This window comes from Gymnodinialimonas sp. JB5-7, from assembly GCF_055693405.1.
Map to the genome: position 1 here is coordinate 528,501 of NZ_JBVFUX010000012.1, position 24,046 is coordinate 552,546.

At 61.6% G+C, this 24,046-nt stretch carries 25 protein-coding genes and 2 pseudogenes; 6 read left to right on the forward strand and 21 right to left on the reverse strand.

The window, feature by feature from the left end; genetic code table 11:
* The first annotated feature begins 95 nt into the window (after window positions 1-95).
* On the forward strand, window positions 96-509 hold the full coding sequence (locus ACZ1HK_RS10530; RefSeq protein ID WP_472628680.1) for a CopD family protein: 414 nt from the start codon (window positions 96-98) through the stop codon (window positions 507-509).
* Between the two features lie 64 nt (window positions 510-573).
* On the forward strand, window positions 574-924 hold the full coding sequence (locus ACZ1HK_RS10535) for a hypothetical protein (RefSeq protein WP_472630819.1): 351 nt from the start codon (window positions 574-576) through the stop codon (window positions 922-924).
* Window positions 925-1,265: 341 nt separating this feature from the next.
* Here the strand turns inward: ACZ1HK_RS10535 and ACZ1HK_RS10540 are convergent, their stop codons facing one another.
* From ACZ1HK_RS10540 to ACZ1HK_RS10560, 5 genes and pseudogenes are all read right to left on the reverse strand, one after another.
* Window positions 1,266-2,234 carry a hypothetical protein gene (locus ACZ1HK_RS10540; protein ID WP_472628681.1) on the reverse strand — a complete coding sequence of 323 codons (969 nt, stop codon included), beginning with the start codon at window positions 2,232-2,234 and terminating at the stop codon, window positions 1,266-1,268.
* A 7-nt stretch (window positions 2,235-2,241) separates the two neighbouring features.
* Window positions 2,242-4,311, reverse strand: coding sequence for a hypothetical protein (locus ACZ1HK_RS10545; RefSeq protein WP_472628682.1), 2,070 nt, complete (start codon window positions 4,309-4,311; stop codon window positions 2,242-2,244).
* Window positions 4,312-4,313: 2 nt separating this feature from the next.
* Window positions 4,314-7,073 (reverse strand): annotated as a pseudogene (locus ACZ1HK_RS10550) (DUF4159 domain-containing protein).
* Window positions 7,070-7,891, reverse strand: coding sequence for a DUF58 domain-containing protein (locus ACZ1HK_RS10555; protein WP_472628683.1), 822 nt, complete (start codon window positions 7,889-7,891; stop codon window positions 7,070-7,072). The pseudogene ACZ1HK_RS10550 and the gene ACZ1HK_RS10555 overlap by 4 nt, the downstream one beginning before the upstream one ends.
* Before the next feature lie 62 nt (window positions 7,892-7,953).
* On the reverse strand, window positions 7,954-8,910 hold the full coding sequence (locus tag ACZ1HK_RS10560) for an AAA family ATPase (protein WP_472628684.1): 957 nt from the start codon (window positions 8,908-8,910) through the stop codon (window positions 7,954-7,956).
* 187 nt (window positions 8,911-9,097) lie between these two features.
* Here ACZ1HK_RS10560 and ACZ1HK_RS10565 point away from each other — a divergent pair, with 187 nt between their 5' ends.
* The 3 genes from ACZ1HK_RS10565 to ACZ1HK_RS10575 all read left to right on the forward strand — a co-directional run bounded on the left by ACZ1HK_RS10565 (window position 9,098) and on the right by ACZ1HK_RS10575 (window position 10,959).
* On the forward strand, window positions 9,098-9,679 hold the full coding sequence (locus ACZ1HK_RS10565; protein ID WP_472628685.1) for a DUF1285 domain-containing protein: 582 nt from the start codon (window positions 9,098-9,100) through the stop codon (window positions 9,677-9,679).
* Between the two features lie 104 nt (window positions 9,680-9,783).
* Window positions 9,784-10,176 (forward strand): VOC family protein, encoded by a 393-nt coding sequence (locus ACZ1HK_RS10570; protein ID WP_472628686.1) that lies wholly within the window; start codon window positions 9,784-9,786, stop codon window positions 10,174-10,176.
* Between the two features lie 81 nt (window positions 10,177-10,257).
* Window positions 10,258-10,959 carry a helix-turn-helix transcriptional regulator gene (locus ACZ1HK_RS10575; protein WP_472628687.1) on the forward strand — a complete coding sequence of 234 codons (702 nt, stop codon included), beginning with the start codon at window positions 10,258-10,260 and terminating at the stop codon, window positions 10,957-10,959.
* On the opposite strand, the gene ACZ1HK_RS10580 is transcribed toward ACZ1HK_RS10575, so the two are convergent.
* Window positions 10,956-11,804 (reverse strand): cobalamin B12-binding domain-containing protein, encoded by an 849-nt coding sequence (locus tag ACZ1HK_RS10580; protein WP_472628688.1) that lies wholly within the window; start codon window positions 11,802-11,804, stop codon window positions 10,956-10,958. The two genes, ACZ1HK_RS10575 and ACZ1HK_RS10580, sit on opposite strands and share 4 nt — an antisense overlap.
* A 212-nt stretch (window positions 11,805-12,016) precedes the next feature.
* Between ACZ1HK_RS10580 and ACZ1HK_RS10585 the strand changes: the two genes are divergently transcribed.
* Window positions 12,017-13,225 carry a cytochrome P450 gene (locus tag ACZ1HK_RS10585; RefSeq protein WP_472628689.1) on the forward strand — a complete coding sequence of 403 codons (1,209 nt, stop codon included), beginning with the start codon at window positions 12,017-12,019 and terminating at the stop codon, window positions 13,223-13,225.
* A gap of 182 nt (window positions 13,226-13,407) precedes the next feature.
* Here the strand turns inward: ACZ1HK_RS10585 and ACZ1HK_RS10590 are convergent, their stop codons facing one another.
* From ACZ1HK_RS10590 to ACZ1HK_RS10660, 15 genes and pseudogenes are all read right to left on the reverse strand, one after another.
* Entirely contained in the window at window positions 13,408-13,761 is a 354-nt protein-coding gene (locus ACZ1HK_RS10590; protein WP_472628690.1) for a 3-hydroxyacyl-CoA dehydrogenase family protein, read from the reverse strand.
* Entirely contained in the window at window positions 13,703-14,020 is a 318-nt protein-coding gene (locus ACZ1HK_RS10595; protein WP_472630820.1) for a 3-hydroxyacyl-CoA dehydrogenase family protein, read from the reverse strand. Before ACZ1HK_RS10595 ends, ACZ1HK_RS10590 begins: the two co-directional genes overlap by 59 nt.
* Before the next feature lie 129 nt (window positions 14,021-14,149).
* A pseudogene (locus tag ACZ1HK_RS10600) lies at window positions 14,150-15,151 on the reverse strand (FAD-dependent oxidoreductase); the annotation flags it as partial.
* A complete protein-coding gene (locus ACZ1HK_RS10605; protein WP_472628691.1) occupies window positions 15,036-15,473 on the reverse strand; it encodes an enoyl-CoA hydratase-related protein in 438 nt (145 codons plus the stop codon). The pseudogene ACZ1HK_RS10600 and the gene ACZ1HK_RS10605, both read right to left, overlap by 116 nt.
* A complete protein-coding gene (locus ACZ1HK_RS10610) occupies window positions 15,470-16,363 on the reverse strand; it encodes a helix-turn-helix transcriptional regulator (RefSeq protein WP_472628692.1) in 894 nt (297 codons plus the stop codon). The genes ACZ1HK_RS10605 and ACZ1HK_RS10610 overlap by 4 nt, the downstream gene beginning before the upstream one ends.
* Window positions 16,360-16,791: an acyl-CoA thioesterase gene (locus ACZ1HK_RS10615; RefSeq protein WP_472628693.1), complete on the reverse strand. Its 432-nt coding sequence runs from the start codon at window positions 16,789-16,791 to the stop codon at window positions 16,360-16,362. Before ACZ1HK_RS10615 ends, ACZ1HK_RS10610 begins: the two co-directional genes overlap by 4 nt.
* On the reverse strand, window positions 16,792-17,250 hold the full coding sequence (locus tag ACZ1HK_RS10620; RefSeq protein ID WP_472628694.1) for a flavodoxin domain-containing protein: 459 nt from the start codon (window positions 17,248-17,250) through the stop codon (window positions 16,792-16,794).
* Between the two features lie 49 nt (window positions 17,251-17,299).
* The gene (locus tag ACZ1HK_RS10625; RefSeq protein WP_472628695.1) at window positions 17,300-17,644 is read right to left on the reverse strand and encodes a hypothetical protein; all 345 of its coding nucleotides are present in this window, start codon (window positions 17,642-17,644) and stop codon (window positions 17,300-17,302) included.
* A complete protein-coding gene (locus ACZ1HK_RS10630) occupies window positions 17,574-18,299 on the reverse strand; it encodes a hypothetical protein (protein ID WP_472628696.1) in 726 nt (241 codons plus the stop codon). The genes ACZ1HK_RS10625 and ACZ1HK_RS10630 overlap by 71 nt, the downstream gene beginning before the upstream one ends.
* Before the next feature lie 238 nt (window positions 18,300-18,537).
* Complete coding sequence (locus ACZ1HK_RS10635; RefSeq protein WP_472628697.1) at window positions 18,538-18,753, reverse strand: hypothetical protein; 216 nt, start codon at window positions 18,751-18,753, stop codon at window positions 18,538-18,540.
* 58 nt (window positions 18,754-18,811) lie between these two features.
* Window positions 18,812-20,470: a 2,3-epoxybenzoyl-CoA dihydrolase gene (gene boxC / locus ACZ1HK_RS10640; RefSeq protein ID WP_472628698.1), complete on the reverse strand. Its 1,659-nt coding sequence runs from the start codon at window positions 20,468-20,470 to the stop codon at window positions 18,812-18,814.
* Between the two features lie 83 nt (window positions 20,471-20,553).
* The gene (locus ACZ1HK_RS10645; RefSeq protein WP_472628699.1) at window positions 20,554-21,327 is read right to left on the reverse strand and encodes an alpha/beta fold hydrolase; all 774 of its coding nucleotides are present in this window, start codon (window positions 21,325-21,327) and stop codon (window positions 20,554-20,556) included.
* Window positions 21,327-21,620: an AMP-binding enzyme gene (locus tag ACZ1HK_RS10650; RefSeq protein ID WP_472628700.1), complete on the reverse strand. Its 294-nt coding sequence runs from the start codon at window positions 21,618-21,620 to the stop codon at window positions 21,327-21,329. The genes ACZ1HK_RS10645 and ACZ1HK_RS10650 overlap by 1 nt, the downstream gene beginning before the upstream one ends.
* Window positions 21,566-22,840, reverse strand: a complete 1,275-nt coding sequence (locus tag ACZ1HK_RS10655; protein ID WP_472628701.1) for a benzoate-CoA ligase family protein — start codon at window positions 22,838-22,840, stop codon at window positions 21,566-21,568. The genes ACZ1HK_RS10650 and ACZ1HK_RS10655 overlap by 55 nt, the downstream gene beginning before the upstream one ends.
* Window positions 22,841-22,852: 12 nt before the next feature.
* A complete protein-coding gene (locus ACZ1HK_RS10660; RefSeq protein ID WP_472628702.1) occupies window positions 22,853-24,040 on the reverse strand; it encodes a thiolase family protein in 1,188 nt (395 codons plus the stop codon).
* Window positions 24,041-24,046: the final 6 nt, after the last annotated feature.

The window sequence follows — 24,046 nt, forward strand, 5'->3', positions numbered from 1 at the left end:
AATATATAACCAATCCGGAGATTTGGCAAAGGATTTCATCTATCGATCGCGTCTCACCTTGCAGGCGCATGGAATTGACCTCAGAACCCAGAGCCATGGAATGGGTCAAGGTCTTGCATCTGTTGTGCGTTCTGGGGTGGATGACCGGCATCTTTGCCGCGCCCCGCGCCATCATTTTCTGGAAGCGCGAATATGCAGCGACCGGTTCTTTCGGCCCTACGGGCGACCTGACGATCCGCATTTACCGCTTTTCCCTGGGCCTTGGGTTCATTGCGATTCTCTCTGGCCTTTACCTTGCCCACCTTTGGGGCTGGCCGACCTGGAGCCATGCCAAGATCGCTGTGGTCGCCGCCCTGGCCGCCCATTACGGCTGGACCGGTCGGCTCGTTCTGCGCGCGAAGAACGGCATCTTCACCGAGAGTGATCGCTGGCTACGCGTCTACAATGAAATCAGCGTTCTGGGGGCAATCGGTGTTCTGATCCTCGTCGTCTACAAACCTTGGGGCTAGGCGGCCAATCGCTCTTCACACCTTTGTTGCTTTGAACCTGAACGCTGCCGTGTATCGTGAGGGGATGAAGTACATCATTCCCCTCCTTCTGCTCGCCTTGCCAGCCCAGGCCGACCCGGCTGAAGTCGTGGGCATCGAAGCGCAGCCTGCAGCGGAGGGATGGCGCTTTTCCGTGACACTTGCCCATGGCGATACTGGCTGGGACGATTACGCCGATGGATGGCGGGTTGAACTCGAAGATGGGACTGTAATTGGCGAACGCCCGCTCGCGCATCCGCATGTGAACGAACAACCCTTCACACGGTCAACCTCTGGCGTCGTGATCCCAGAGGACGTCACACAAGTGTACATTCGGGCGCGCACGAACGTGGATGGATGGGCTGACGATACGACCCCGTTCGCGCTTCCACGCTGAAAATCGCCTTAACTGCGCCGCAACTCGTTCCCGAAATCGCCGCGATATGCCTGCATCCATAGTCCACAAGAAACGGAGGCAGTCCTATGCTCGACACCTACAAACCGCACCATGCATCTCGCAAACCCAAGGCCGCGGTCGCGACGCGCCGTTGTCACCGTTGCCGGTCGAGCGGGATGTGTCCGTGCCGGACCTGCGGTGGCTCGGGCAAGATTTTCGCTGGTGCAGACCGGGCCGGGCGCCCATCATTCCGGACGTGCCAGGGCTGCTCAGGCCGCAGACAGATGCGCTGCACCACGTGCAACGGTGCTCTGTTCATCTGAGGCGGCAGGCGCGGGCGGTTAGGCGCCCTGCGCACCAAGCAATGCAGCAATTGCCGGGATCAGGCTCGACTGGAACAGCGCCAAGGCGTTCCTGCCGCCGTACACGGAAAGCGAGCCCGCCTCCGGATCAAACTGCACGCCATCGGGTAAAGCGCAAACCGTATATAGCTTTTCCGCCCAATCATGGCCCGACCATTCGAGATCGTGGAAACCGTTCAGATAGTCGATGTCGACAGTGAAACTGCCAGAGCGTGCGACGTTGGAAACCGCGCGCTTTCGGTCAAACGGCAAGTGCTTGTCCATCCGGATCAGTTCGAGCCGTTCTGCACGTGCAGCAAGTGCTGCAAATGGTGTGGGGTCAGGGCCTTTCACCGCGTTCAACCAAAGACGCTCCAGTCTGTGGCTTGGCAAGCAATCCCAATCGGGTAATGTCAGGCTTTGCAGGCGCAACTCGGCCAGTGCATTGCAGTCCCTCAGAGCGGAAATCCCTTTCGAATAGCCCATGACATAGAGCGTCTTGAGCCGATCCAGCCCCGCCAGACCCGATAAATCGACCGCCTTGGAGGCCTTTCCTTCCCGAATGAGAGACAGGCCTTCCAGTTCTGACCATCCGCCCAGGATTTCGCGCAAAGGGTATGCGGCGCGGATCTCCAATTCTGCGGTCTTTAGTTTGCGCAGCGAGGCAAGCGGCGGCGCGTCGGCAATAGCCGGAACCCCGTAGTGAAGCTGCAGGTGTTGCACGTCTGGCAGTGCGTTCAACCCATCCAGATCAACCGTCGCGAAACGGTCCAGCGACGCATAAAGCCTTAGGCGCATATTCGGAGATGCGAGAAAAATCGCGTTCAACGCCTCAAGTACGGCGCCGGGCACCGTTGCGAATTGGTCCGACAGGCACTGCAACGTGACGACCAGCGCATCGTCTCGCTGCAGATCATGTTTGAGGTTTTCCAGATCCTCGACAGTCGCAGCAGGTAGCTCGATGATCATGGCCGCACTACGCCCGTCCTTCGCGCAACCATCCCGCCAACATCAAGCCCGCCGCGATGACCAGGAACAGCCACGCTGACACCAAGGGCGTGACCGCCACATCTGTCGTGACATAGGCTTCGCGGGTCGTCAGCCCCAACCAACCGCGCCCATGGGCCACCCGGCCCTCTCCAACACGGCGAATATCTGGCAGGCCATCCTCCAAACGGAACGTCCGCCCGCCCGTGGCCTCCGCCAACGGGTCGATTTGATCAGCACCGGCAATCGTCACCTCAAATTCGCGGGGAGCTGCGGGCCCCAGTGCGATGACACGTTCCAGATCCCCTTCGACCAACCGGTACAGCCCTTGCTCGGCCCCCTCGATCTCAGCGGTAAATGCGCCGGGCGCGGTCTCTTCCAGCAAAACCTCAATCTCTTCGCCATCGGGCGTCGTCACGGAAACGGCACCGGCGCTATCGGCCAGGGTACGGCGCGTGATCAGGATCGTTTGCCCTTCAACCTCGGCAATCAGGGCTTCCTCCTCAAGGTCGGGCTCGCCCATCATCCAATGGGCAAGGCGGCGCAGGAGTTCCAGTTGCGGCCCGCCGCCCTCATACCCGCGATCCCAGAGCCAGGCGTGATCCGACGCCAGAAGCGCGACACGCCCCTCACCCACACGATCAAGCATCAAAAGCGGGGCGCCATTTACGCCTTCCATCACCGTTTGCCCGCCCTGTTCGGTCAACTCGATCTGGCGGAACCAGCGCCCCCAAGGGTCATCACTTGTGGGCAACGGCGTATGTTCCATCTCAAGGCCGGTGGTCACGGGGTGGCGCGCGCCCAACTCACTGATGGTCGGCAAATAAGGTTCTTCCAGAACACGTGCCGTGGGCCGCCCGGGCAGAATATCGGCCAAGGGCGTGCGAAACAGCGACGAGGCACCGGCAAAGTCAGGCCCCGCCGCCAGCAAAAGCGCCCCGCCGTCCTCAACATACCGCCGGATATTGTCGAGGTAGAGCATCGGCAGAATGCCGCGACGCTGATAGCGGTCAAAAATGATCAGGTCGAATTCGTCCACCGCTTCCATGAATAACTCACGCGTCGGAAACGCGATCAGTGAGAGTTCGGAGACCGGCACCCCGTCCTGCCGATCCGGCGGGCGAAGGATCGTGAAGTGCACAAGATCGACGGACGGGTCGGACTTCAAAAGGTTCCGCCACGTGCGCTGGCCCGGGTGCGGCTCACCACTCACCAACAAGACGCGCAGGCGGTCCCGGATTCCGTTGATCTGCACGACAGCGGCATTGTTACGTGTCGTCAGTTCATCCGCCGCTTCAGGGACCGTGAACTGGATGACGTTCTGACCTGCATGTTCAAGTGTCAGCGGCAATTCAAGGCTTTCGCCAACAGGAACCGTATAGGTTTGCGGCGCGCCGCCATCGACCGAAATCACGATATCTGACCGACCGCCAATCACTGCCGGTGGCAGCGCACCCTGGTCCTCAATCCGCAAGGTAAGCGTCAATTCTTCCCCGATGATCCCAAAGGCTGGTGCCGTCTCGATCACCAAGCGCCGATCCCAATCCGTCTCACGGCCGGTGATCAAGGCATGGATCGGGGCAGGCATGTCTGGAACAAGCTCCGCATCATGCAACCGGCCATCCGTGATCAGCAAGGCGCCAGCCACACGGGCACGCGGCTCCTCCGCCATCATCCGCTGAAGCTCCGCCATTAGTAGCGTGCCGGAGTTTTCTTCGGCATCGCGCACGCGGGCAATCCGCGCCTCCATGCCAAGGTCTTCAATCTCCGCCTCCAGCGCCTCCAGCGCCTCGGCGGTCTGCTCCGGTCTGTCACTGATACGCTGCGACGCGCTTTCATCAACAACGACCAGAACGATATCCGTCAGCGGCTCTCGCTCTTCGTTTTGCAGCGACGGGTTGATCAAAGCCGCCAAAAGGGCGGCGCCCGCCAGCAGGCGATAGGGCCAACCGGACAATCCACGCCAGATGCCAAGCGCTGTCATCAGCACCAATGCGATCCCCAGCCCGTAGATCACGGTCCATTGCAGCAAGGGGTCAAACAGGATCTGGTTTTCCATGGTTATTGCCCCAACCGATCCAAAAGCGCGGGCACGTGCACCTGATCGCTTTTGTAGTTGCCCGACAGGACGTGCATCACAAGGTTCACTCCAAAGCGCAGGGCAATCTCGCGCTGGCGCTCGCCGGTCTGTCCGCGACCCACCGGGAACATCGGCCGCCCGCTTTCATCCTGCGCCCAGGCCGCAGCCCAATCATTCCCGCCGATCAAAACCGGCGTGACCCCGTCGTTGAGATTGCGGAAGGGCATGCCCTCGATTTGCTCCGCATCGGCGGGAGCGGCTTCAACCCAGACATCGCGGCTGATGTGACGGCCGGGAAAGTCCTGCAGCAAGTAGAAGGTGCGCGTCAGAACATGATCATCCGGGATCGGCTCCAGCGGCGGAATATCAAGCGGTGCCGCAATCAACTGTAGCCGTCGGCCCTCTGGCGTGCCGGACCCGAACCGCCCGACATGGGCATCGCGCGTGTCGAACACGATCATCCCACCCCCGCGCAGATAATCGTTCAGGCGACGATAGGCCGCCGCCGAAGGGATGTCCTGGTTCGGCGTGATCGGCCAGTAGATCATCGGGAAAAAGGCCAGCTCATCCAGCTCAAGATCAATGCCAAGCGGTGGGGCGGGCTCTACACTGGTGCGTTGATAAAGCGTGTTGGAAAGCCCCTGCAAACCAGCGCGCGAGGTCTCATCAACATCGGCATCGCCCGTTAAGACGTAGGCGAGGGTCGCCTCGGAAGTGGCCAATAGCGCAAGCTCCTCTTCCACCGAAAGGCCCTGCGCATCCGCGCCCTGCGGAAGCGACAAAGCGGCCAATACCATTGCCGCGCGAGTCAATCCACCCAGCCGACCAGCTAGCCAAAGCGCCGCAATTGCATCAATCAGCAACAGGACCAAAGCACCGGTCAGGAACGCCGCCATCAGGTCGGTGGGCTCCACAACAACCATTCCTTCCACCGGAACACTCGCGGGCCATTGCGCCGCGGCAAGGGCCATTCCTTGCGCCATCACGTTGCGCGCCAGCCGCCGATCTTCACCGGAATAAAGCCCTGGCAGCAACTCCGCCGATAGCGGCGCCGTCGCCAAATCCTCACCCAGCACACCGGGCCGCGTCCCGGCGTCGCGTAGGACGCCGTAGCCATCCAACACCTCTTCCGGTGTCCAGACGGTGCCTTCCAAATCCTCGACATCGGGCGCAACCGGGCGGGTTGACACGGCCAACCGTTCAAGCATCTGCACGAAAAGACCCGACAACGGCAGAGTCGACCACTCAGCATTCGCCGTTACATGAAACAAAACGACACTGCCCTGGCCCAAGGACGCGCGGGTCACAAGGGGCGTGCCGTCCGAAAGGCTGGCAATCGTGCGTTCGCTAAGCGTTGGGTCGGGCTGCGCCACAACCTGGCTGGTGACCTCAACATCTTCCGGAATCGATAGGCCGAAAAAGGGCGTTCCCTCGGCGAAGGGCTCCAGCGATTTTGGCTCCCCCAAGACATGGCGCCACCGACTGTTCGCCCGCCGATGCGCAACCGCACCGGCATCAACGGTCCGGCTTCATCCCGTGCGACATCGGATCCTGCCAGACGCGTTCCCGCAAACCGTACCAACAATCCGCCGCCTTCGACCCATTCAATCAGGGCCTGCTCTTCCTCGGACGCAAAAGTGGCCACGTCCGCCATCATGATCACATCAGGCGACGCGACGAGGATATCCGACAGAGCGCCTTCCATGAGGTCGGCGGTCGGCTCCAACGCTTCGCGCAGATAGTGCAGCGGCGAAAGAAGCGCTTGCTGTTCATCCTCCGCCCCGCCGGAAATCAGGGCCACCTGACGACGCTGCAATGCATCGTCGGTCAGCGCCACGGCGCCCGCATGGCGCTCAGAGCTCAGCTCAAAACGGGTGATGCGGTTGCGCAATTCCGGCGGTAGGTCGAACTCGACCTGAGCGACCATCGCACCCGGTTCGAAGGTGGCGCTTGCCTGCGCCAGGTCGCGGGGCAAACCGGAAGGGTCCAGCCCATACGCCATAACCGCGACATCGCGCGGCGTGTCCGATCCGATCCGGGACAAATCCGCTCGGACCGCGCCATCCTCGAACCTTGGCGGCGCAAGGGCAATCAGATCCCGGTCGCCCTGGAACACCGACAAAGAGCCAAGACTTTCGAAAGCCGCTCGTCAGCTCAGCACGCCCATCATGGGCCACGCCGTCCGAGAACCAGAACACCTCGATCGGGCCCTCCAGCGCCTCGGCCAATGTTGTGGCTGCCGCCATGTCGGGGGCGAAAGGCGCGGGCTCGAACGTAGGCACGCGCGGCGCCCAAGCGCCCGCCGTCTGAAAGGCCAGCTCGCCAGCGGGCAAATCGGTCAGCTGAACAACGGCCACTTCGCGCCCGGCGCGTCCGGCATCATCCAAAAGCAGACCCGCCCGGTCCAAACGCGATTGCCAGTCGCGGGCCGATGCCCAGGACCCATCCATCACAATCAGCAATGGCCCATCGCCCGCCGCACGGTCGACTTGCGGGTTCAGCACCGGGCCAGCAAAGCCGATGATGGCAGCAGAAACCGCCAACATGCGCAGCAGTAGCAACCACCACGGCGTTTTGTCCGTCTGGCTTTCATCGTCCTTCAACCCAAGCAGCAGCGCGATGCCGGGAAACCGCCGCCGGATCGGCGCGGGTGGCACCGCGCGCAACAGCCACCACAAAACCGGCAAGGCGATCAGCGCCAGCAACAGCAACGGCGTGGCGAAGGCGAGCGATCCGATCATTGCCGCTCCAACACTTGATAAAGCCACAGCAGCGCAGGCTCAGCCGGGCCATCCGTGTGATGTACATGGAACTGCCAACCCGTGCGCCGCGCCATCGCGCGCAGTGCATCCTTCCGCGCGGCCAACCGCGCCAGATATTCCTCACGCAGGGATTTTGCCTTCAGCGTCTCAAACCGGATGGCGCCAGACATCGATTCAAACAGGGTCCGCCCGTCAAATGGAAAGGCTTCCTCGTCCGGGTCCAGAACCATCACCAACGCGCCTTTGACCCCGCGATCTGCGGACCGGCCAAGCACCTCTTCGATCGCACCGGGCTCCCCCAGGAAATCACTGAAGAAGACCGCCCGCGCGCCGCTTGGCATCATCTGCGGCTTGGGCGCGCCATATTCCGGTCGGTCCTCACCATCCATCAGCGCCGCTGCCATTCGCATCAGCTGCGCTTGCCCGCCGCGTGGCGGCTCTGCCAGATGGGTCAGCCCCACGCGCTCTCCGCCCCGCACGGCAATCACGGCCAACGCCATCGCAAGCGTTTGCGCACGCCGCAGTTTCGATGGCCGGGACTTGGCACCAGAGTAAGTCATGGAGGCTGCGTCATCGACGCCGATCATAACCGCTTGTGCCGCTTGCCATTCCGTCTGCCGCAGGAAATGCCCGTCAGAGCGTGCTGATCGCCGCCAATCTATCGCGCGGTAACTGTCACCCGCTTCTGCCGGGCGATATTGCCAGAATTCATCCCCCGTCCCCGCACGCTTGCGGCCGTGAACCCCCAACAGAACCGACGCCGCCAGATGCTGCGCATCTGCCAAGAGGGCCGGCATGGAGGCTGCAACCGCCTCTGATCGGGATCGCAGCGTGTCCGGAGTATGAAGGGAAAGTTCGCTCAAGCGGCGGCCTCGATCCGGGTCACGCGCGCTGTCACTTCGTCAATGACCTGCTCCAAGACCGCACCCTCTGCACGGGCCGCGAAGGTCAGCGCCATGCGATGTGACAGAACAGGACGGGCAAGCGCTGCCACATCGTCCGCCGACGGGGAAAGCCGCCCGTCCAAGAGCGCGCGCGCCCGCGACGTCAGCATCAATGCCTGTGCCGCGCGGGGGCCCGGCCCCCAGGCCACGGCATTCTTCACAACGTCCGGTGCATCCGCCTCATCCGGGCGACAGGCCCGCACAAGATCAAGGATCAGCTCAACAACCGCTTCGCCCACCGGCATCTGGCGCACAACCTGTTGCGCCCTGATCAGCTCTTCGCCACTGAACACCTCGCGTGAAACGGCTTCTTCCGTGCCGGTCGTTGCGATCAAAATACCGCGCTCCGTCTCCCGGTCGGGGTACGGCACATCGATTTTCACAAGGAATCGGTCCAACTGCGCTTCGGGCAGCGGATAGGTCCCTTCTTGCTCAATTGGGTTCTGCGTTGCCAGAACATGAAACGGCGCAGGCAGCGGCCTGTGCTCGCCAGCAATGGTCACTTCCCGTTCCTGCATCGCTTGCAAGAGCGCCGACTGCGTCCGCGGCGAGGCGCGGTTGATCTCATCGGCCATCAACAGCTGGCAAAAGATCGGCCCCTCGAGAAACCGGAAATTGCGCGATCCATCATCTGCTGTTTCAAGCACTTCCGAGCCGAGGATATCCGCCGGCATCAGATCGGGTGTGAATTGAACCCGGTTGGCCGAAAGCCCCATGACCGTCGAAAGCGTGTCCACCAGCAGAGTCTTCCCAAGGCCCGGCAACCCCATCAACAGCGCATGGCCGCCCGACAGCATCGCTGCCAGCGACAGCTCCACAACACTTTCCTGCCCGATGATCCGTTGCCCGATCGAGGCCTTCGCCTCCCCCAATTTGGCCCCCAGGGATTCGATATCGGCGATCAGCTGCGGGCCGGGAAGTTCAGGGGGGTCATGGCAATGCTCCGCTGGGACGTTAAATATGCATGTAATAGGTAGAGACCTATGCCGCCGACCACAAATGGCAAAAGCCAAAGGCGGACAAATGATCGTGAAAGCGCGTGCGTAAGGGAGGGCCGCGATGAACCCGGCAACAGATCAACTGCTCAAAGCAGCGCAGGATGCCCAGAAACAGGGCAAATTGCCCCCGGTTCACCTGTGGAACCCCGACTTTTGCGGTGATCTGGATATGGAGATCAAACGCGACGGCACTTGGTTCTACGAAGGCACGCCGATTGGCCGAAAGCCGCTGGTGCGTCTGTTCTCCACGATCCTGAAGCTGGAGGACGGCAAGTATTTCCTCGTCACCCCCGTCGAAAAGGTCGGCATCCGCGTGGAAGATGCCCCCTTTGTGGCGGTCGACATCGAAGCCATCGGCGAAGGCCCGGGGCAGTCCATCTCCTTCACCACAAATGTCGGCGACACGGTGGTCGCGGGACAAGACCATGTCATTCGCGTTGATCGCGACGAGGCGGGTGAGCCCTCGCCCTACGTCCATGTTCGTGCGGGGCTGGAGGCGCTGATCGACCGCAAAAGCTTTTACCGCCTGGTCGATATGGGCGAGGCACATGAAGTAGACGGGACCGAGATGTTTGGCGTCTGGTCGGACGGCACGTTCTTCCCGATCATCCCCGTGGCAGAGCTGGATCTGAGCGACGCCTGAGCGAAATTCCTAGAAAGCAGAACCCTCCGACACGCTCCTGACACAACCCTGTCAGGAGGGGGTGCTAGACCCGCTCCATCACAACCTCAGATGGAGCGATACACATGTCACATACTTGCATGAACCCTGGCTGCTGGTTCGAAATCGCGGTCTCAGACCTTGAAGCGGCGCGCAAATTCTACTCCGCTGTCCTGCAAACCGAGCTTGCCATTACCGACGACATGGGCCCGAACCCCGTCGTCTTCTTCCCCCACAACGACGAAGATCCCGGCATCGGCGGCCACCTTTACCCGGGGACACCGTCCCGTGACGGGAATACCATTCATCTCATGGCCCCACCGGACCTCGACGCCATGCGCGAAAGGATCACGGCGGCGGGCGGCACGGTTGAAAGCCCCGACATCCCGATCCCGTCCGGCGCGTTCTTTTACGCGCGCGACCCGGACGGAAATTCCATCGGCTTTTTCAATTTCAACGCCAAGCAACAGGCAGCCTAACGCTCCTGGCGGGTCGCGAGAGTGCGGCCCGCACGCCCGTATCCCTATCGCACAGCCTCAACCCAAGGTAGAAACGCCCCCATGCGCCGCGCTGACCGCCTCTTCCGTCTGATTGATCGCCTTCGCCCCGGCAAACTGACCACGGCACGAGAATTGGCCGAGGCCATGGAAGTCTCCGAACGCACAATCTACCGCGACATAGCCCACCTTCAGGGCTCTGGCGTTCCAGTCGAGGGTGAGGCAGGCCTGGGCTACATGATGCGCGATGGCTACGACCTTCCGCCGCTCATGTTTACTGAAGAGGAAATCATCGCCCTCAGCGTGGGCGCCCGCATGGTGCAAACCTGGGGCGGGACAAGCATGGCCCGCGGGGCGCAACAAGCTCTGGAAAAGATCACCGGTGTGATCCCTGAAGCGACGCGCGACAAGGCTGACAGGTTGCAATTCAAGGCATGGGCCAGCCGACCGATGGACGCCCAGACCCGCATCACAATCGACACGGTGGAAGCCGCAATTCGCGCGCCAGAGCGGGTCATGCTAGACTATGCCGACGAAAAAGGTGCCCGCACCGAACGCCCGATCCGCCCCCTCGGCCTGTGGTTTTGGGGCGCTGTTTGGACATTGGTTGCATGGTGCGAATTGCGCAAAGACTTCAGGATGTTCCGCCTGGACCGGATTCAAACGGCAACCGCGCTTGGCCCTTACGTGCCCGAGGCCAATCAGACCCTGGACGCATTCTACGAAAGTGAAGAGTTCAGAGGTCGTCCGATTGACGCCCGTTAAGTCGCGTTTGACATCGCGCGCTCTTCGTAGCGTGCTTTCGCGAAATCAAGCGCCGTGTCCAGATCGGACACCGCCGTCTCCAATCCGTCAATAACACCATCGTAGAAAGGTATTTGCGCCAGGGCCAATGGGTCTTGAGTGACCGCGCCCGCCACGACAATGGCCAGCGCCGGCCGACGTGCGTGCACGTCGGCGATAAGCCGGTTCAACGCATCCATCGTCAACGATCCTGCGCAGCTGATACCCAGCACCGGTCTGTCATCGGACAGGATCTGCCGCACCAGGGTGTCATGGTCCAACCCAACCAATGCACTCACATCCCACCCCAGACGGCGAAAATGATCAGCGGCCATAAGCACACCCAACGTATGGGTTTCTCCTGGCGTCGCAACGAACAAGGCTTCCTGCACATTACCCGTCAGCCGCGGAGCCTCACCACCCGGCAAGTTTCGCAAGATCGCATGCATGCGCGCGCTCGCCATCGCAACTTCGGTGAAAGGCAGCTTGTCGCAATCCCAAAGCCGCCCAAGTTCCCGCGCGGCAGGCGCAAAATAGGACAGACAAAGATCACGCACTGTCAGCCCTGCGTTCATCAGATCATCAACCATGGCCTCCGCATCGTCGCTTTCGGCATCAGCCAGAAGGCGTGCCATTGCACTCACACTCGGATTTGGAAGAGCAGCCATAGCGTCTGCCGAAAGTTCGGCCTCCCTTGGTCCCGCTGCAAGTTTTGCCAAAGCGAGCGCTGCTAGGTCGCTGATCCCGTCCTGGTCCGCCAGGGCCTCAGGATCATGCGAAGTCACCTTGCCGCGTCTGCTGCGGGTCTCATCGAAATGGGTCGTCACGTCAGGTCTCTCCACCTGAGCGGAGGAGGGAATCAGCCGATCCGGAGGCTTCCCCTCACGCTCCCCATATGTATACCACGGTATCCACTTAATGTGTCAACTTTTGTTTACATCTCGCTTTTCGCAGATGGACAGCCGCACTGCGTGATGCACGTCTTCTCCTTGTTATCTCACGGCTTTTGCTGCAATATTTCCGGAACGGAGGCGCCACCATGCTCGACATTTCCGGCTTCGATTTGAATGCGATTGATGCCGCGTTCATCGAATACCCCTACCCCACGCTTGCGCAATTGCGCCGTGACGATCCGGTTCACCACAATGCAGATGGATCCGTTTTTCTAACGCGCCATGACGATTGCCTTGCGACCTATCGCTCCCGCAACATGCTCTCCGACAAGACCGAAGCGTTTGGTGCAAAGTTCGGGGAATGCCCGCTCAAGGTCCATCACACGACGAGCCTGATTTTCAACGATCCGCCCTATCACACCACGGTCCGCAAGCTGATTGCCGGGGCGTTCACGCCACGCAAACTGGCCGAGATGGAGCGCTTGATTGAGGGCATCGTGGAACGCCTTCTGGACCGCGTTGAAGATCTCGGCGAACTCGATCTGATTGCGGATTTCGCGATGATGCTGCCCACCGAAATCATCAGCTTCATGTTGGGCGTGCCCGACGACTATCGCGCCGAGTTACGGGGCTATTCCATAGCGATCCTGGGCGCGTTGGACCCGGTGGTTCCGCCAGAGCGGATGGCAGCGGGCAACAAGGCGGTGGAAGATTTCGGCGCAATCCTGTCGGAGCTGATTGATCATCGACGCGCAAACCCGGATAGCGCGGGTGAAGGTGAGGTGCTGGAAGCGCTGATCTTTGGCGAACACGATGGCCGGCGTCTGACACAAGAAGAACTCGTCCAGAATTGCATCTTCCTGCTGAATGCCGGGCACGAAACGACCACGTCTCTTGTCGGAAACTCCATTGGCCTGTTCCTCGATCACCCCGACCAGCATCGACGCCTTCTGGACGATCCAGCCCTGATCGGAACGGCCATCGAGGAATGCTTGCGCGTCGAAAGTCCGCTCCAGATCGGCAACCGCTTGGCGGCTGAGGACATTGCTCTGCCATCAGGGCACATGGTTCCGAAGGGCACCTATATTCACACCTCGATTGCAGCGGCGAACCGGGATCCGAACGTCTTTGAGGACCCCGACACATTCGACATCGCGCGCAAACCGAACCCGCACATCGCCTTCATCACCGGCATCCATGTCTGCCTCGGCGCAAGCCTTGCACGGATGGAGGGGAAGATTGCTTTGGGGCGGTTCATCGAGCGGTTCCCGAACCTGGCCGCCTCCGGCGCACGAGAGCGTTTGGGGCTGGCGCGGTTCAGGGGCTACACGTCCCTACCAATCCGGGTGCGTTGAGGGCGCTTATCAAGGTTGATAAGCGGGGTTAAGCAGCTGATCCAAAACCAGTTTCGAAAAGTATTAACGATTGACGTGGCGTGTTTCGGGGCGCCCCACATTCCCTGAACCCGTAGCGCAAACAGCGCGTTCGGGACGCCTCCGGCGGGCATTTTCATGGAACAAAGATGGGCAGGGCGCACCTAACCCCGCGACCATTGCGAAAGGGGCAAACCGCGTTCGGCGCAGTCTGCGAGGACCGGTGACAGCTTCCACGCAACCGGGTCTTCGGCCTGCAACGCCGTGATCCGTTCCACGATATGTGGCACGCCAAGCGTGTCGGCATAGTGCATCAAACCACCGCGCCAGCGCGGGAAGCCGTAGCCAAAGACCGTGACCAGATCAATGTCGGCCGCAGACTGCGCGATGCCCTCGGCCAGCACATCCGCAGCCTCGTTGATCATGGCCAATGTCAAACGCTCAATAATCTGCGCTTCGTCATATTCGGTCCGTTCGATGCCCGCAAAATGCGCCTCTTCCAGCGCCAGATCGGCCACGATCGGATCTTCGACCTTGCCACCGCCCCCGGGATAACGATACCAGCCGGCCCCGACTTTTTTGCCAAGCTTGCCAAGCTCCACCATGCGATCCGCAATGGGGATGTAGCGCCTGTTGGGGTCTCGGGTCGCATCTTGCTCTGCGCCGCGCGGCATAGCCGATGTCGAGGCCGGAGAGGTCGGCGACCTCATAGGGGCCCATGGCATAGCCGAAATTCTCCATCGCCTCATCGACTTCCCATGGGGTCGAGCCATCCATGAAGACGGTATCCGCCGCCTCGCGATAGCGCGAATAGATGCGGTTGCCGATGAACCCGTCACAGACACCCGCCAAAACCGGCACCTTCTTGAGCAATTTGCCAAGGGCGTACCCCGTGGCCAAGGCATGTTCCGAGGTCTGCGCGCCCTTCACAATCTCGAGCAGACGCATGATATGGGCCGGCGCGAAGAAGTGGAGGCCAAGAACACGGGACGGATCCCGTGTGGAGGCCGCAATCTCGTCTACATCAAGGTAAGACGTGTTGGTGGCCAAAACCGCCGCGGGTGACAAGGCCGCGTCGAGTTGGGCGAAGATGGCCTTCTTGACCTCCATATCCTCAAAAGCAGCCTCGATGGCGAGCGGCGCATTGGCGGCCTTGCCGTAGTCGGTCGTTGCGGTCAGCCGGTCGCGCAGCGCCTCCGCGCCATCTGCAGACAGGCGCCCGCGGTCCATGCCGGACTGGATCAACTTGCCGATATTCGCCTCGGCCCGGTCAACGCCATCCTGATCCGTTTCCAACAAAGTGACCGGAAGCCCAATCGACAGGCATGCATAGGCGATGCCCGCCCCCATTGTCCCGCCGCCAACCACGGCGATTTCTGTCAGCTCTGGCGCGGCGGAGAAATTCTTTGGCGGCTTCGCGGCCCGCTCAGCAAAGAACATATGGCGAAGTGCGCGGGATTGGTCCCCTTGCTTGAGGTCCATGAACGCGGCACGTTCCTGCTTCATCGCCTCGGCAAAGGGCAGCGAAAGCCCCTGTTCGATCACCTCAACCGCGCGCAGCGGCGCAATTTGACCAGGGGAGCGTTGGGCGAGCCTTTCGCGGATCGCTGCAAACGCCGCTTCGTCATGGGCGGGCGCGGGCAGTTCCCACGTGGGAACCACGCATTGCAGTTCCTCGGTGTTGATCATGTCGGCGGCCTCGACCGGATCATCTTCGACCGCATGGATAAGCCCAGCCTTGAGCGCATCGATAGCGCGCAAGGGCCGCCCGAACGCGATCATGTCGAGCGCCTTATCCAATCCGCACAGCCGCATGGCCCGCTGCGTACCGCCCGCGCCGGGGATCACCCCAAGGGTGACTTCCGGCAGGCCGATCTGCGCCTTTGGCCCGGCGATGCGCATTCGGCACGCCAGCGCGATTTCGGCACCGCCGCCCAAGGCGACGCCGTTGATCGCGGCGATCCACGGCACGAAAGCTGCGTTCTATGGCATCGCAAACATCGGGCAAAAACGGCTCCAAAGCCGCACCGTCGAATTCCTTTGCATCGGCGCCAGCGGCGAAAGCACGCCCGGCCCCAGTCACGATCACACGGTCGAAATTCTCGCGCTCGGCCCAGGTCACGGCTTCCATCAGCCCTTCGCGCATCGCCTTGCCGATCGCGTTGACGGGCGGATTATCGAGGGTGACGAAGCCGGTCAGGCCGTCGGCGCGCATAGAAAGGCTCATCATGGCTCCAGGGGCAGGAATGCGTGTTGGTCAACAAGGGCAAGCAGATCGGTCACGGACGCGGACAACGACGCGCCGGAGGTGTCGAGCACGGCATCGGCACGACCATATTCCGCCTCGCGCCCGGTCAGGATCAAGCGCAGCTGCGCCATGGCCTGTGGGTTGCCGTCCATGGGGCGGGTGTCACCTTGGGCCCGGACGCGTGCCATATGCTCCTCCGGCGTGGCTTTGACCCAGATCGTGTGAAACCGCGACAGAAGGGCGGTAAACGTCCGCGCCTCATCAACGATCCCGCCACCCACCGCAACGATGGCGCGGTCCTGCTCGGCCACGATGGCATCAAGGGCGTCAGCCTCAAGCTGGCGATAGCCGTCCGCGCCATAAAGCGCCATGATCTCAGCCACGGGCATGCCACCAGCAGCCTCAATCTGCTTGTTGAGTTCGATGAAAGGCACGCCGCGTGCCTGTGCCAGAGCGGCCCCAAGAGTCGACTTGCCGGCCCCGCGCAGGCCGATCAGGCAGATGCGGTTGGCCTTTTCGGCATCCGCCTGGTGCAGCAGCGCCTGCACACGCGCTTGCGTGTCCGTATCCGCACGGGCAAAGGCGGCCGCGATCCGCGCGCAATCCGGGCTCAGCGTCTGCCGCGCCACGAGAGCCTCGATGGGCAAATCAAGCGCGGAGGCCACGCGCAGCAACAAACCGATGGAGATATTGCCTTCCCCGCTTTCAAGCTGCGCCAGGTAGCGGGGCGAGACGCCCGACGCTTCCGACAACACACGACGGGACATGCCTTTGGCCGCACGCGCCGCGCGCACGCGATCCCCGACCTGCGCTTGCAGGGCGATTACAGCGCTATCGCTGGCAACGGGCGGATGGCCGGATTGGTCTGTCATGTCGGGATATGAGCCTCAACAAGGGTGCGGATATCGTCGGGCGCGGGGCGCGACTTGAACTGATCGGCAATGATGAAGACGCAGGTGAACGCGCCCTCGAAACAAGTCGTACCATCCTGGACGCCGTCGACGCGGAAGGTGATCGACTTGGTGCCAAGGGCTGACGGCCAGGTGTGGCAGTGCAGGATATGGCGCGGAGTGACGGGGCTTTTGAAATCCATCTCCATCCGCACGAACGGCGTGCCGACATTGCGATCCAACTCCATCTCGAACCAGCCCGCATCAGCATAATGCGTCGCCCACCAGGCGTTGATCGCATCCAGCGCGAACCACGGCAGCCGCGCGGTATACGCGATCCGCGCCGGGTCGCAATCGCCCCAAGTGACACGGATGTCATGCACGAGGGCCGTCTCGGGGCGGCGTTGCATTCAGGCGGCCTCAGCCTTGGCGAGCCCCATGATCTCCTGCGCCCATGGCACGGCGATATCTTCCGGCAGATCGGGGGAGGAGGCATCGTGGATGCCGCGTTCGCCCACCATCTTGGCCCCACATTCCACCAGCTTCTCCATCATGATCTTTGAGCCGAACGCAAACGTTTCCGAGAAAACCATGTCGCCCAAACCGAAGATCGCGAATTTCACGTGAGACAGGTCAGGCTTCTCCGCCTCCAGCTTGTCGTAAAACGGCTGTGCCGCCATGGGCAGATCGCCATTGCCGTAGGTCGAGGTGACAACAAAGTAGAACGTCTCCCCGTCCAGATCGGCAGGATCAATGTCACCCAGCGACGTGATGGTGCAGTCGAAACCGTCGCCCAGATCGGCCTCGATATCCTCGCACAGGATCTCGGCCGTGCTGGTTTCGGTACCGTAGAGAAAGTGGATATTCATCGCGCTTTTCCTTTTGTCGGACGCGCCTGAAGGCGCGTCCCGTAGGCCCTCAGGCCATATGCAATTTAACGTATTCGAAATCGCCAGGCTTGTTGTCGATCCCCTGTTTGGGCGGCGCAATCCAGCCAGCAAATTCACCGGGCTCGTAGCACGGTACCATCAGCGACTGGATATAGGCGCCGTCCTCTTTCGTGGGCAGCCATTTGTCGACATTGGCGGCCCATTCCTCGTTGGAGATCAACGCGCCTTCCGGGTTCGCCTTTATTGCGCTGAACACGCCGATCTGGCGGTGGAACGCCTGATCCGGCAGCTTCAGCTCAAACTCAACGCCGGTCTTCTGGATCGTCTTGTTCCAGCGCCGTAAGGCCGCCCGAGGCGTCGCGGATGTAATCATCCCGCAGCCGCATGTTGATCGCCGTCAACGCGGGCACTTCCTTGTCGAAAATCTTGCCGTCTTCCAGCACCTTCACCACGTAAGTGGCGTCCGTCAGCTTGTGATCATCATCGATCCGCTGCTCCATATAGCGACCCTTGATGCCCGCGTTGAATGCATTGGCCGCGTTGGTCGAAACCTCTTGCCCGAACAGATCGAGCGACAGGGAATAGTGCAGGTTCAGCTTCTTCTGGATCGTCGGCAGGTCGATCACACCCAGATCACGCACGCGGCCGATGTCATAGGGGTCCGTAATCCCGGCCTCTTTCATCGCCTCGCAGGTGCGCTGCACGATGCGACTGACGCCCGTCTCACCCACAAACATGTGGTGCGCTTCCTCGGTCAACATGAAGCGGCAGGTGCGGCTGAGCGGGTCAAACCCCGACTGCGCCAGCGACTCAAGCTGCATCTTGCCGTCACGGTCCGTGAAATAGGTGAACATGAAGAAGCTCAGCCAATCCGGCGTTTCCTCATTGAACGCGCCGAGCATCCGTGGCGCTTCGTCCGAGCCGGACGACCGGCGCAGCAGATCATCCGCTTCCTCCCGGCCATCCTTGCCGAAATACTTCTGCAGCAGGTAGACCATCGCCCAGAGGTGGCGACCCTTCTTCCACATTCACCTGGAAACAGGTTGCGCATGTCGTAAAGCGACGGCGCCGTTAGGCCGAGGAAGCGTTGCTGTTCGACCGAGCCCGGCTCAGTATCGCCCTGGATCACGATCAGACGTTTCAGCATATTCCGGTATTCGCCCGGCACTTCCTGCCAGGCAGGCTGACCGGCATGTTCGCCCATCGGGATCGTGCGGCCTTCAACGGCGGGGGCCAGCAGAACACCCCAGCGATATTCGGGCATTTTCACGTAGTCGAATTTCGCCCACCCCTTAGGGTCGACCGACACAGCTGTCCGCAGATAGACCATCGACTTTCCTGGAAGTTCTGCGGGATCAGGCGGTTCCACCAATCCAGGTATCCCGGGTGCCATTTCTCCAGCGCCTTCAGGACCTTGCGGTCACTGGACAGGCCCACATTGTTGGGGATCTTGGTATCGTACGAAATGTCTTGTGCGGTCATGTCTTGCTCCCAAATCTTCTAGAAGATTTGAACAGGCCGAACCTCTAAGAGGCCTCGGTTACACCCGTTCCATGTTGTAGTCGCCCCGGATGCCCGAGCCGTAGCGCTGTAGTGCGCCGTTTTCGCCAACCGCGTTGGGTCGGTTGAAAATCCAGTTTTGCCACGCGGTCAGGCGCCCGAAGATGCGTGTCTCCATCGTCTCGGGTCCCGCAAACCGCAGGTTCGCCTCCATGCCCGTCATCGCGTCGGGGCTGAACGAGGCACGCTCTTCAAGGATGATCCGGATCTCATCCTCCCAGTCGATATCGTCCATGATCATCGTCACAAGGCCATGCTCTTCAGCTTCTTCGGCCTCCAACGGGTTACCGATCTCGTCCCGCATGGCCTCAACCGCTTCCGGTGTCGCCAAGAACCGCGTTTGCAGGCGCGTCAGGTCATTGCCCATCGGATAGGTGCCAAAGTTATCAGGCGTCAGCGTGATCGTGGCCATCGGGCGATTGTCGCCCTCAAACTCATCTTCCATCATGTAGCTGCGGTCCGCGGCCCAGATCAGCTCGGCCAGCACACCTGCAAAGCAGGAGCCGTGTTCAACCAGCGTCACCAGACTGCGCGAGGTCACATCAAGGCGCTTGAGGACGCGCTTCCAGTAGTGCCGGATCTCGTTGGCCAGCCAGTGATCCGCATTTTCCCGCAAAAGCGCCTCATGGGCTGCAACCGCTTCCGGGTCGCCCTGCGTTCGCAACGTCCACAACCCACATTCCATTTCATTCAAACGCAGATGCAGGATCGCATCCTCGAACTCACGTGCGAGGCGCAGCATGTATCCCTGATCGCCCTGCGCCTGCACCGCGTCCATGTCGGCGGGGGCCTCACCCTCCGGCCCGCTCAATGTGATCGTGGCGGTGCGGGCCGCGCGATCCACTTGCACTTCGACCAGCGTGTAGGAAAGCGAGCCATCGTCGGCCACGGCCTTCGCAAGCGGGCCAAGCTCAATTCCAGTGGCGTCCGCCTTGTCGCTCGCCGCCGCAAATTCCGCAGCACGTTCAGCCACAACCTCATCAAACCGACTGTTCGGCACGGCCTCATCCACCAGCCGCCAGTCAACGGCCCGCTTGCCTTTCACGCCCTCTTCCGTCGCACAGAAAACGTCCGCCAAATCGCGCCGCACCTTGCGCTTGTCAGTCACCCGGGTCAGCCCGCCGGTGCCGGGCAACACGGCAAGCAGCGGCACTTCCGGCAGCGAGACGGAAGACGTCGCATCGTCCACCAGCATCAGGTGGTTGCACGCCAGCGCCAGTTCATACCCGCCGCCCGCGCACGCGCCTTTGATGGCCGCGATGTACTTCTGCCCGGATTCTGCCTCCGCGGCCTCGTAGCTGTTCCGCGTCTCGTTGGTGAACTTGCAGAAATTCACCTTGTGCGAATGGGCCGCGCCACCAAGCATGCGGATATTCGCCCCCGCACAGAACACCTTGTCCTTGCCCGACTGCATCACCACGACCTTCACCTCCGGATGCTCGAACCGCATCCGCTGCACGATGTCATTCAGCTCGATATCAACGCCCAGATCGTAGGAATTCAGCTTCAGCTCATAGCCCTCGAACAGGCCGCCGGTCTCGTCCACATCCATCGTCAGGGTCGCAACCGAGCCGTCATAATCCACCCGCCAGTGGCGGTATTTGGAGGGGTCGGTCTGAAAATCGATGACCTTGGACATGGGAATCTCCTGTTGCGCAGATGCAGGATAGCGCCACTTTGCCAGCCTTCAAGCATTAAGATGCCGAAAACTGGCCCAATAACTTACATTAATGCATTATGATGCATAAATTGGAGAACATGAGCCAATGTCACTGCCTCCTGCTCAAGATGCGGGACATGCTGGCAATCCTCCAACACCTCCACCTGCGCATGGGCCACATGTCGGCGAACAGCCTCCATCTGCGCGAGCGTCCCGTACTGGTCCTGCCGCCCCTGCATGGCCAACAGGGGGCAGCCGACCTGCGGGAGCACGGGTTCGATCTGCCACGTGCGAAACTGCGGATGCAGCCAGACATCGGCCCACCCCCGAAACATCGCCACCGGATCACGGTGATATTTTGCCATGCGCGCGGCCATATCGCTGTCGTCAAACTGGGCGTTGACCCTTGCGATCTCCGAAATGCCTTCCTCCTCGGTGAAGAAATGCGGGGCGACCAGGATGGCGGCTTCCGTGTGCGCATGAACGCTTGCACAAATCGCTGCAATCGAGGCGCCATCAGAATGGCCGAGGTAAATCGGGCGCGTGATCCCAAACGGGGCAAGGACCTTCGGAACGATCGCGACAGCCTCGTGCGTCATCCAATCGAGATCACGCGGCAGATCTGCGGCGTCCGACTGGCCGTGACCCGCACGCGAATAGGCCATCACCGGCAGTCCCGTGGCCTCCTGCAACCGCTGGGGAAAATCGCGCCATAACGCGACGCATCCCAGCCCCTCATGCATCAACACAACGGCCCGCCCGTCGCTTGGCTCAGGCCCCCAACAGCGACATTCCAGCCGCTTGCCACCGACCGAAACGAAGCCGTCGCCCCACATCAGCCGCGCAGCTTGAAGCGTTGGATCTTGCCGGTCGCCGTCTTCGGCAAATCGTCCACATAGTCCACCCAACGCGGGTATTTCCACATGCCGATCTTGTCCTTCACGAAGTCCTTCAGCGCCTCCGCCTCCGGCGCCTCCGCGCCATCCTTCAGCACCACATAAGCAGCAGGCTTATCCAGCCCCGCCTCATCCGCGCGGGCCACAACCGCAGCCTCCAACACCGCAGGATGGTCAATCAGCGCGCTTTCCACCTCGAAAGGACTGACCCAGATGCCAGAGACCTTGAACATGTCATCTGTCCGCCCGCAGTAAATGTATCGCCCGTCCTTGTGACTCGTACTTGTCGCCTGGTGCGCGTCCAGGCGCCTTCAAAAGTCGCCTGCGACTTGCTGCGCCGGTTCCAATAGCCCTCCGCGCTCGATGGGCCACGGACGAGCAATTCGCCGACATCCCCATCGGCGACATCCTCGTCATGCTCATCGACCAGCCGCACCTCATATCCCGGCACGGCTGTGCCGCTGGTCCCGTACACGCAATCACCGGGGCGGTTGGACAGGAAGATGTGCAACATCTCGGTCGATCCGACGCCATCCACAATTTCCGTTCCCGTCAACCGCTGCCAGCCTTCGCCGACCTCGCGCGGCAGGGCCTCTCCGGCCGAGGTGCAGAGCCGCAAGGCATGATCCGGCGCATCTGGCGCGGCCTGCACCATCGCCGCAAACAACGTCGGCACCGCGCACAGGATCGTCGGCTTGAAGTCCGCCATGATGCCATAGACCGCATCCGGCGTTGGCCGCCCGCCGAACAGAATGGTCGTGGCCCCGGCCGACATCGGGAAGGACATGCCATTGCCCAGCCCATAGGCGAAGAACAGCTTTGCCACCGAATAGACCCTGTCGTCTTCGCGGATGCCCAGAACCTGATCACCAAACGTGTCGCATGTGGCCTTCAACGAACCATGCACATGGCGTACACCCTTGGGCTGGCCGGTGGACCCGCTGGAATAAAGCCAGAAGGCCAGCTCATCCTCATGGGCCTCGACCGTTTCGACCGGCTCTGCCCCTTCGATGAAATCGCGATAGCTTTCGGTCATTTCCGGCGCGTCACCAATCACGAGGATGGCGCGCAGATACCGGTTGTCGCGCGTCGCAGGCTCCACCACCTCCCACATCTCCTCGGACACGACGAGGATGGAGGCCCGGCTGTCCGACAGGATCGTCTCATAGACATCCGCGCTCAGCAGCGTGTTCAGCGGCACCGGGATGGCCCCGGCCTTCATCGCGCCCCAAAAGACCACGGGAAACTCGATCTGATCCCGCACGATCATCGCGATGCGTTCTTCCCGCCGCACGCCGTGCCGGTAGAGTGCGCCAGCGAAGCGCGCGCAATGGTCGTGCAGCTCTTGGTAGGTCAGTGTCCGCTGGCGTCCGTCCGCCTCGATGAAGGCGGTCTTGTCGCCCCGCCCCTCGTCCAGATGACGGTCCACGAAGAAGCGTGCTGCATTTGTCATCTCTGGTCCTCCTCAATGCACCTTCAGGATCACGGCCATGGCCGAGTCCCCAGCGGCACAGCCCTGAAACAGGCCTGTCCCCCCGCCGCGCATAGTAAGTTCTTCTATAAGTTCTATCATCGCACGCAGCCCTGTTGGCCCTTGCGGATGCCCCCAGATCAGCGAGCTGCCAAAGTTGTTCATGGAGCGCCAGTCGATGCCAAAGGCGCGTGCAAAAGCGATGTCGTTTACGGCGAATGGATTGTGCGACTTGATCGCATCGACCTGATTGATCAAAAGCCGCGCCCGGTCCAACGCTGCAATACTCGCCTTGATGGGCGCCGCCGGCATGAACCCCTTCTCTTCGCGCGCCTGGGCAATCGCAATCACCTCAACCAGCGGATGATCCACGCCACCGATGTCCCGCGCGCGGCCTCTATCAGCCACGACAACCGTACCCGCGTTGCCATCCGCCGGGTGCGTCTGGCTCGCAAACGTGATCGTGCCCCCCGGCACTACGGGCCGCAGACCGGCGATCTTTTCGGCATTCGCAGGCTCCACGCCTTCATCACTCTCCAGCCGCGCAACGGTCTTGCGAAAGCGCGCATCCGGCACGTCGAGCACCGGCATATACCGCCGCTGAAAGGCGCAATCGTCCGCCAATGCATCGTCGTATTGCGCCCGACGGTGCAGGGTCAGCTCATGCTGTTCTTCGGTCGTGATCCCCTCGCGCCGGGCCACGTTTTCGCCCGTCTCGATCATCGCATTGCAGGCCCAGGGGTCATGGCCGAAATTATCCATGACGATGTCTTCCGACGCCCCGGTCCCTCCCGGTCCATGGGGTGCCGGAAAGTAGACGTGCGGGCCGTTCGATGTTCGGTCACCGGATACGATCAGCGCCTGTTCGGCCCCCTGCAACGTCTCTCCCACAGCCGTCGCCAACAGCCGCGCGCCCGTGGCACACGCTTGGCTCACCATCGGCGCGGCCAGCCCTTCGGCCCCCATCATCGCGGTGAACCACGGCCCACCGTAAAAGCTGCCCTTCTGAATCACGGTCTGCCCGAAAGCGGCAAAATCGAAACTGCCGGGGGGCAGATCCATCCGCGCGATCTGCGTCTTGGCGAGATGGGCCGCAAATTCGACCGAGTTCAGGTGCGCAAGGCTGCCCTGCCATCTGGCAAACGGCGTCGACCAATAGGCACCATAAGGAATGTAAGTCATCAGCCA

What these genes read in the sequence shown, in the direction of transcription:
- ACZ1HK_RS10605 (WP_472628691.1), bottom strand. Translation starts at nt 15,473, where the DNA reads ATGATGAGCCTTTCTATGCGCGCCGACGGCCTGACCGGCTTCGTCACC.
- ACZ1HK_RS10650 (WP_472628700.1), bottom strand. Translation starts at nt 21,620, where the DNA reads ATGTTCAAGGTCTCTGGCATCTGGGTCAGTCCTTTCGAGGTGGAAAGC.
- ACZ1HK_RS10660 (WP_472628702.1), bottom strand. Translation starts at nt 24,040, where the DNA reads ATGACTTACATTCCTTATGGTGCCTATTGGTCGACGCCGTTTGCCAGA.
- ACZ1HK_RS10555 (WP_472628683.1), bottom strand. Translation starts at nt 7,891, where the DNA reads ATGCCGGCCCTCTTGGCAGATGCGCAGCATCTGGCGGCGTCGGTTCTG.
- ACZ1HK_RS10570 (WP_472628686.1), top strand. Translation starts at nt 9,784, where the DNA reads ATGTCACATACTTGCATGAACCCTGGCTGCTGGTTCGAAATCGCGGTC.
- ACZ1HK_RS10585 (WP_472628689.1), top strand. Translation starts at nt 12,017, where the DNA reads ATGCTCGACATTTCCGGCTTCGATTTGAATGCGATTGATGCCGCGTTC.
- ACZ1HK_RS10535 (WP_472630819.1), top strand. Translation starts at nt 574, where the DNA reads ATGAAGTACATCATTCCCCTCCTTCTGCTCGCCTTGCCAGCCCAGGCC.
- ACZ1HK_RS10540 (WP_472628681.1), bottom strand. Translation starts at nt 2,234, where the DNA reads ATGATCATCGAGCTACCTGCTGCGACTGTCGAGGATCTGGAAAACCTC.
- ACZ1HK_RS10635 (WP_472628697.1), bottom strand. Translation starts at nt 18,753, where the DNA reads ATGACCGCACAAGACATTTCGTACGATACCAAGATCCCCAACAATGTG.
- boxC (WP_472628698.1), bottom strand. Translation starts at nt 20,470, where the DNA reads ATGTCCAAGGTCATCGATTTTCAGACCGACCCCTCCAAATACCGCCAC.
- ACZ1HK_RS10615 (WP_472628693.1), bottom strand. Translation starts at nt 16,791, where the DNA reads ATGCAACGCCGCCCCGAGACGGCCCTCGTGCATGACATCCGTGTCACT.
- ACZ1HK_RS10565 (WP_472628685.1), top strand. Translation starts at nt 9,098, where the DNA reads ATGAACCCGGCAACAGATCAACTGCTCAAAGCAGCGCAGGATGCCCAG.
- ACZ1HK_RS10545 (WP_472628682.1), bottom strand. Translation starts at nt 4,311, where the DNA reads ATGGAAAACCAGATCCTGTTTGACCCCTTGCTGCAATGGACCGTGATC.
- ACZ1HK_RS10625 (WP_472628695.1), bottom strand. Translation starts at nt 17,644, where the DNA reads ATGATTACATCCGCGACGCCTCGGGCGGCCTTACGGCGCTGGAACAAG.
- ACZ1HK_RS10575 (WP_472628687.1), top strand. Translation starts at nt 10,258, where the DNA reads ATGCGCCGCGCTGACCGCCTCTTCCGTCTGATTGATCGCCTTCGCCCC.
- ACZ1HK_RS10595 (WP_472630820.1), bottom strand. Translation starts at nt 14,020, where the DNA reads ATGGATGGCTCGACCCCATGGGAAGTCGATGAGGCGATGGAGAATTTC.
- ACZ1HK_RS10630 (WP_472628696.1), bottom strand. Translation starts at nt 18,299, where the DNA reads ATGTGGAAGAAGGGTCGCCACCTCTGGGCGATGGTCTACCTGCTGCAG.
- ACZ1HK_RS10620 (WP_472628694.1), bottom strand. Translation starts at nt 17,250, where the DNA reads ATGAATATCCACTTTCTCTACGGTACCGAAACCAGCACGGCCGAGATC.
- ACZ1HK_RS10610 (WP_472628692.1), bottom strand. Translation starts at nt 16,363, where the DNA reads ATGACAGACCAATCCGGCCATCCGCCCGTTGCCAGCGATAGCGCTGTA.
- ACZ1HK_RS10645 (WP_472628699.1), bottom strand. Translation starts at nt 21,327, where the DNA reads ATGTGGGGCGACGGCTTCGTTTCGGTCGGTGGCAAGCGGCTGGAATGT.
- ACZ1HK_RS10655 (WP_472628701.1), bottom strand. Translation starts at nt 22,840, where the DNA reads ATGACAAATGCAGCACGCTTCTTCGTGGACCGTCATCTGGACGAGGGG.
- ACZ1HK_RS10530 (WP_472628680.1), top strand. Translation starts at nt 96, where the DNA reads ATGGAATGGGTCAAGGTCTTGCATCTGTTGTGCGTTCTGGGGTGGATG.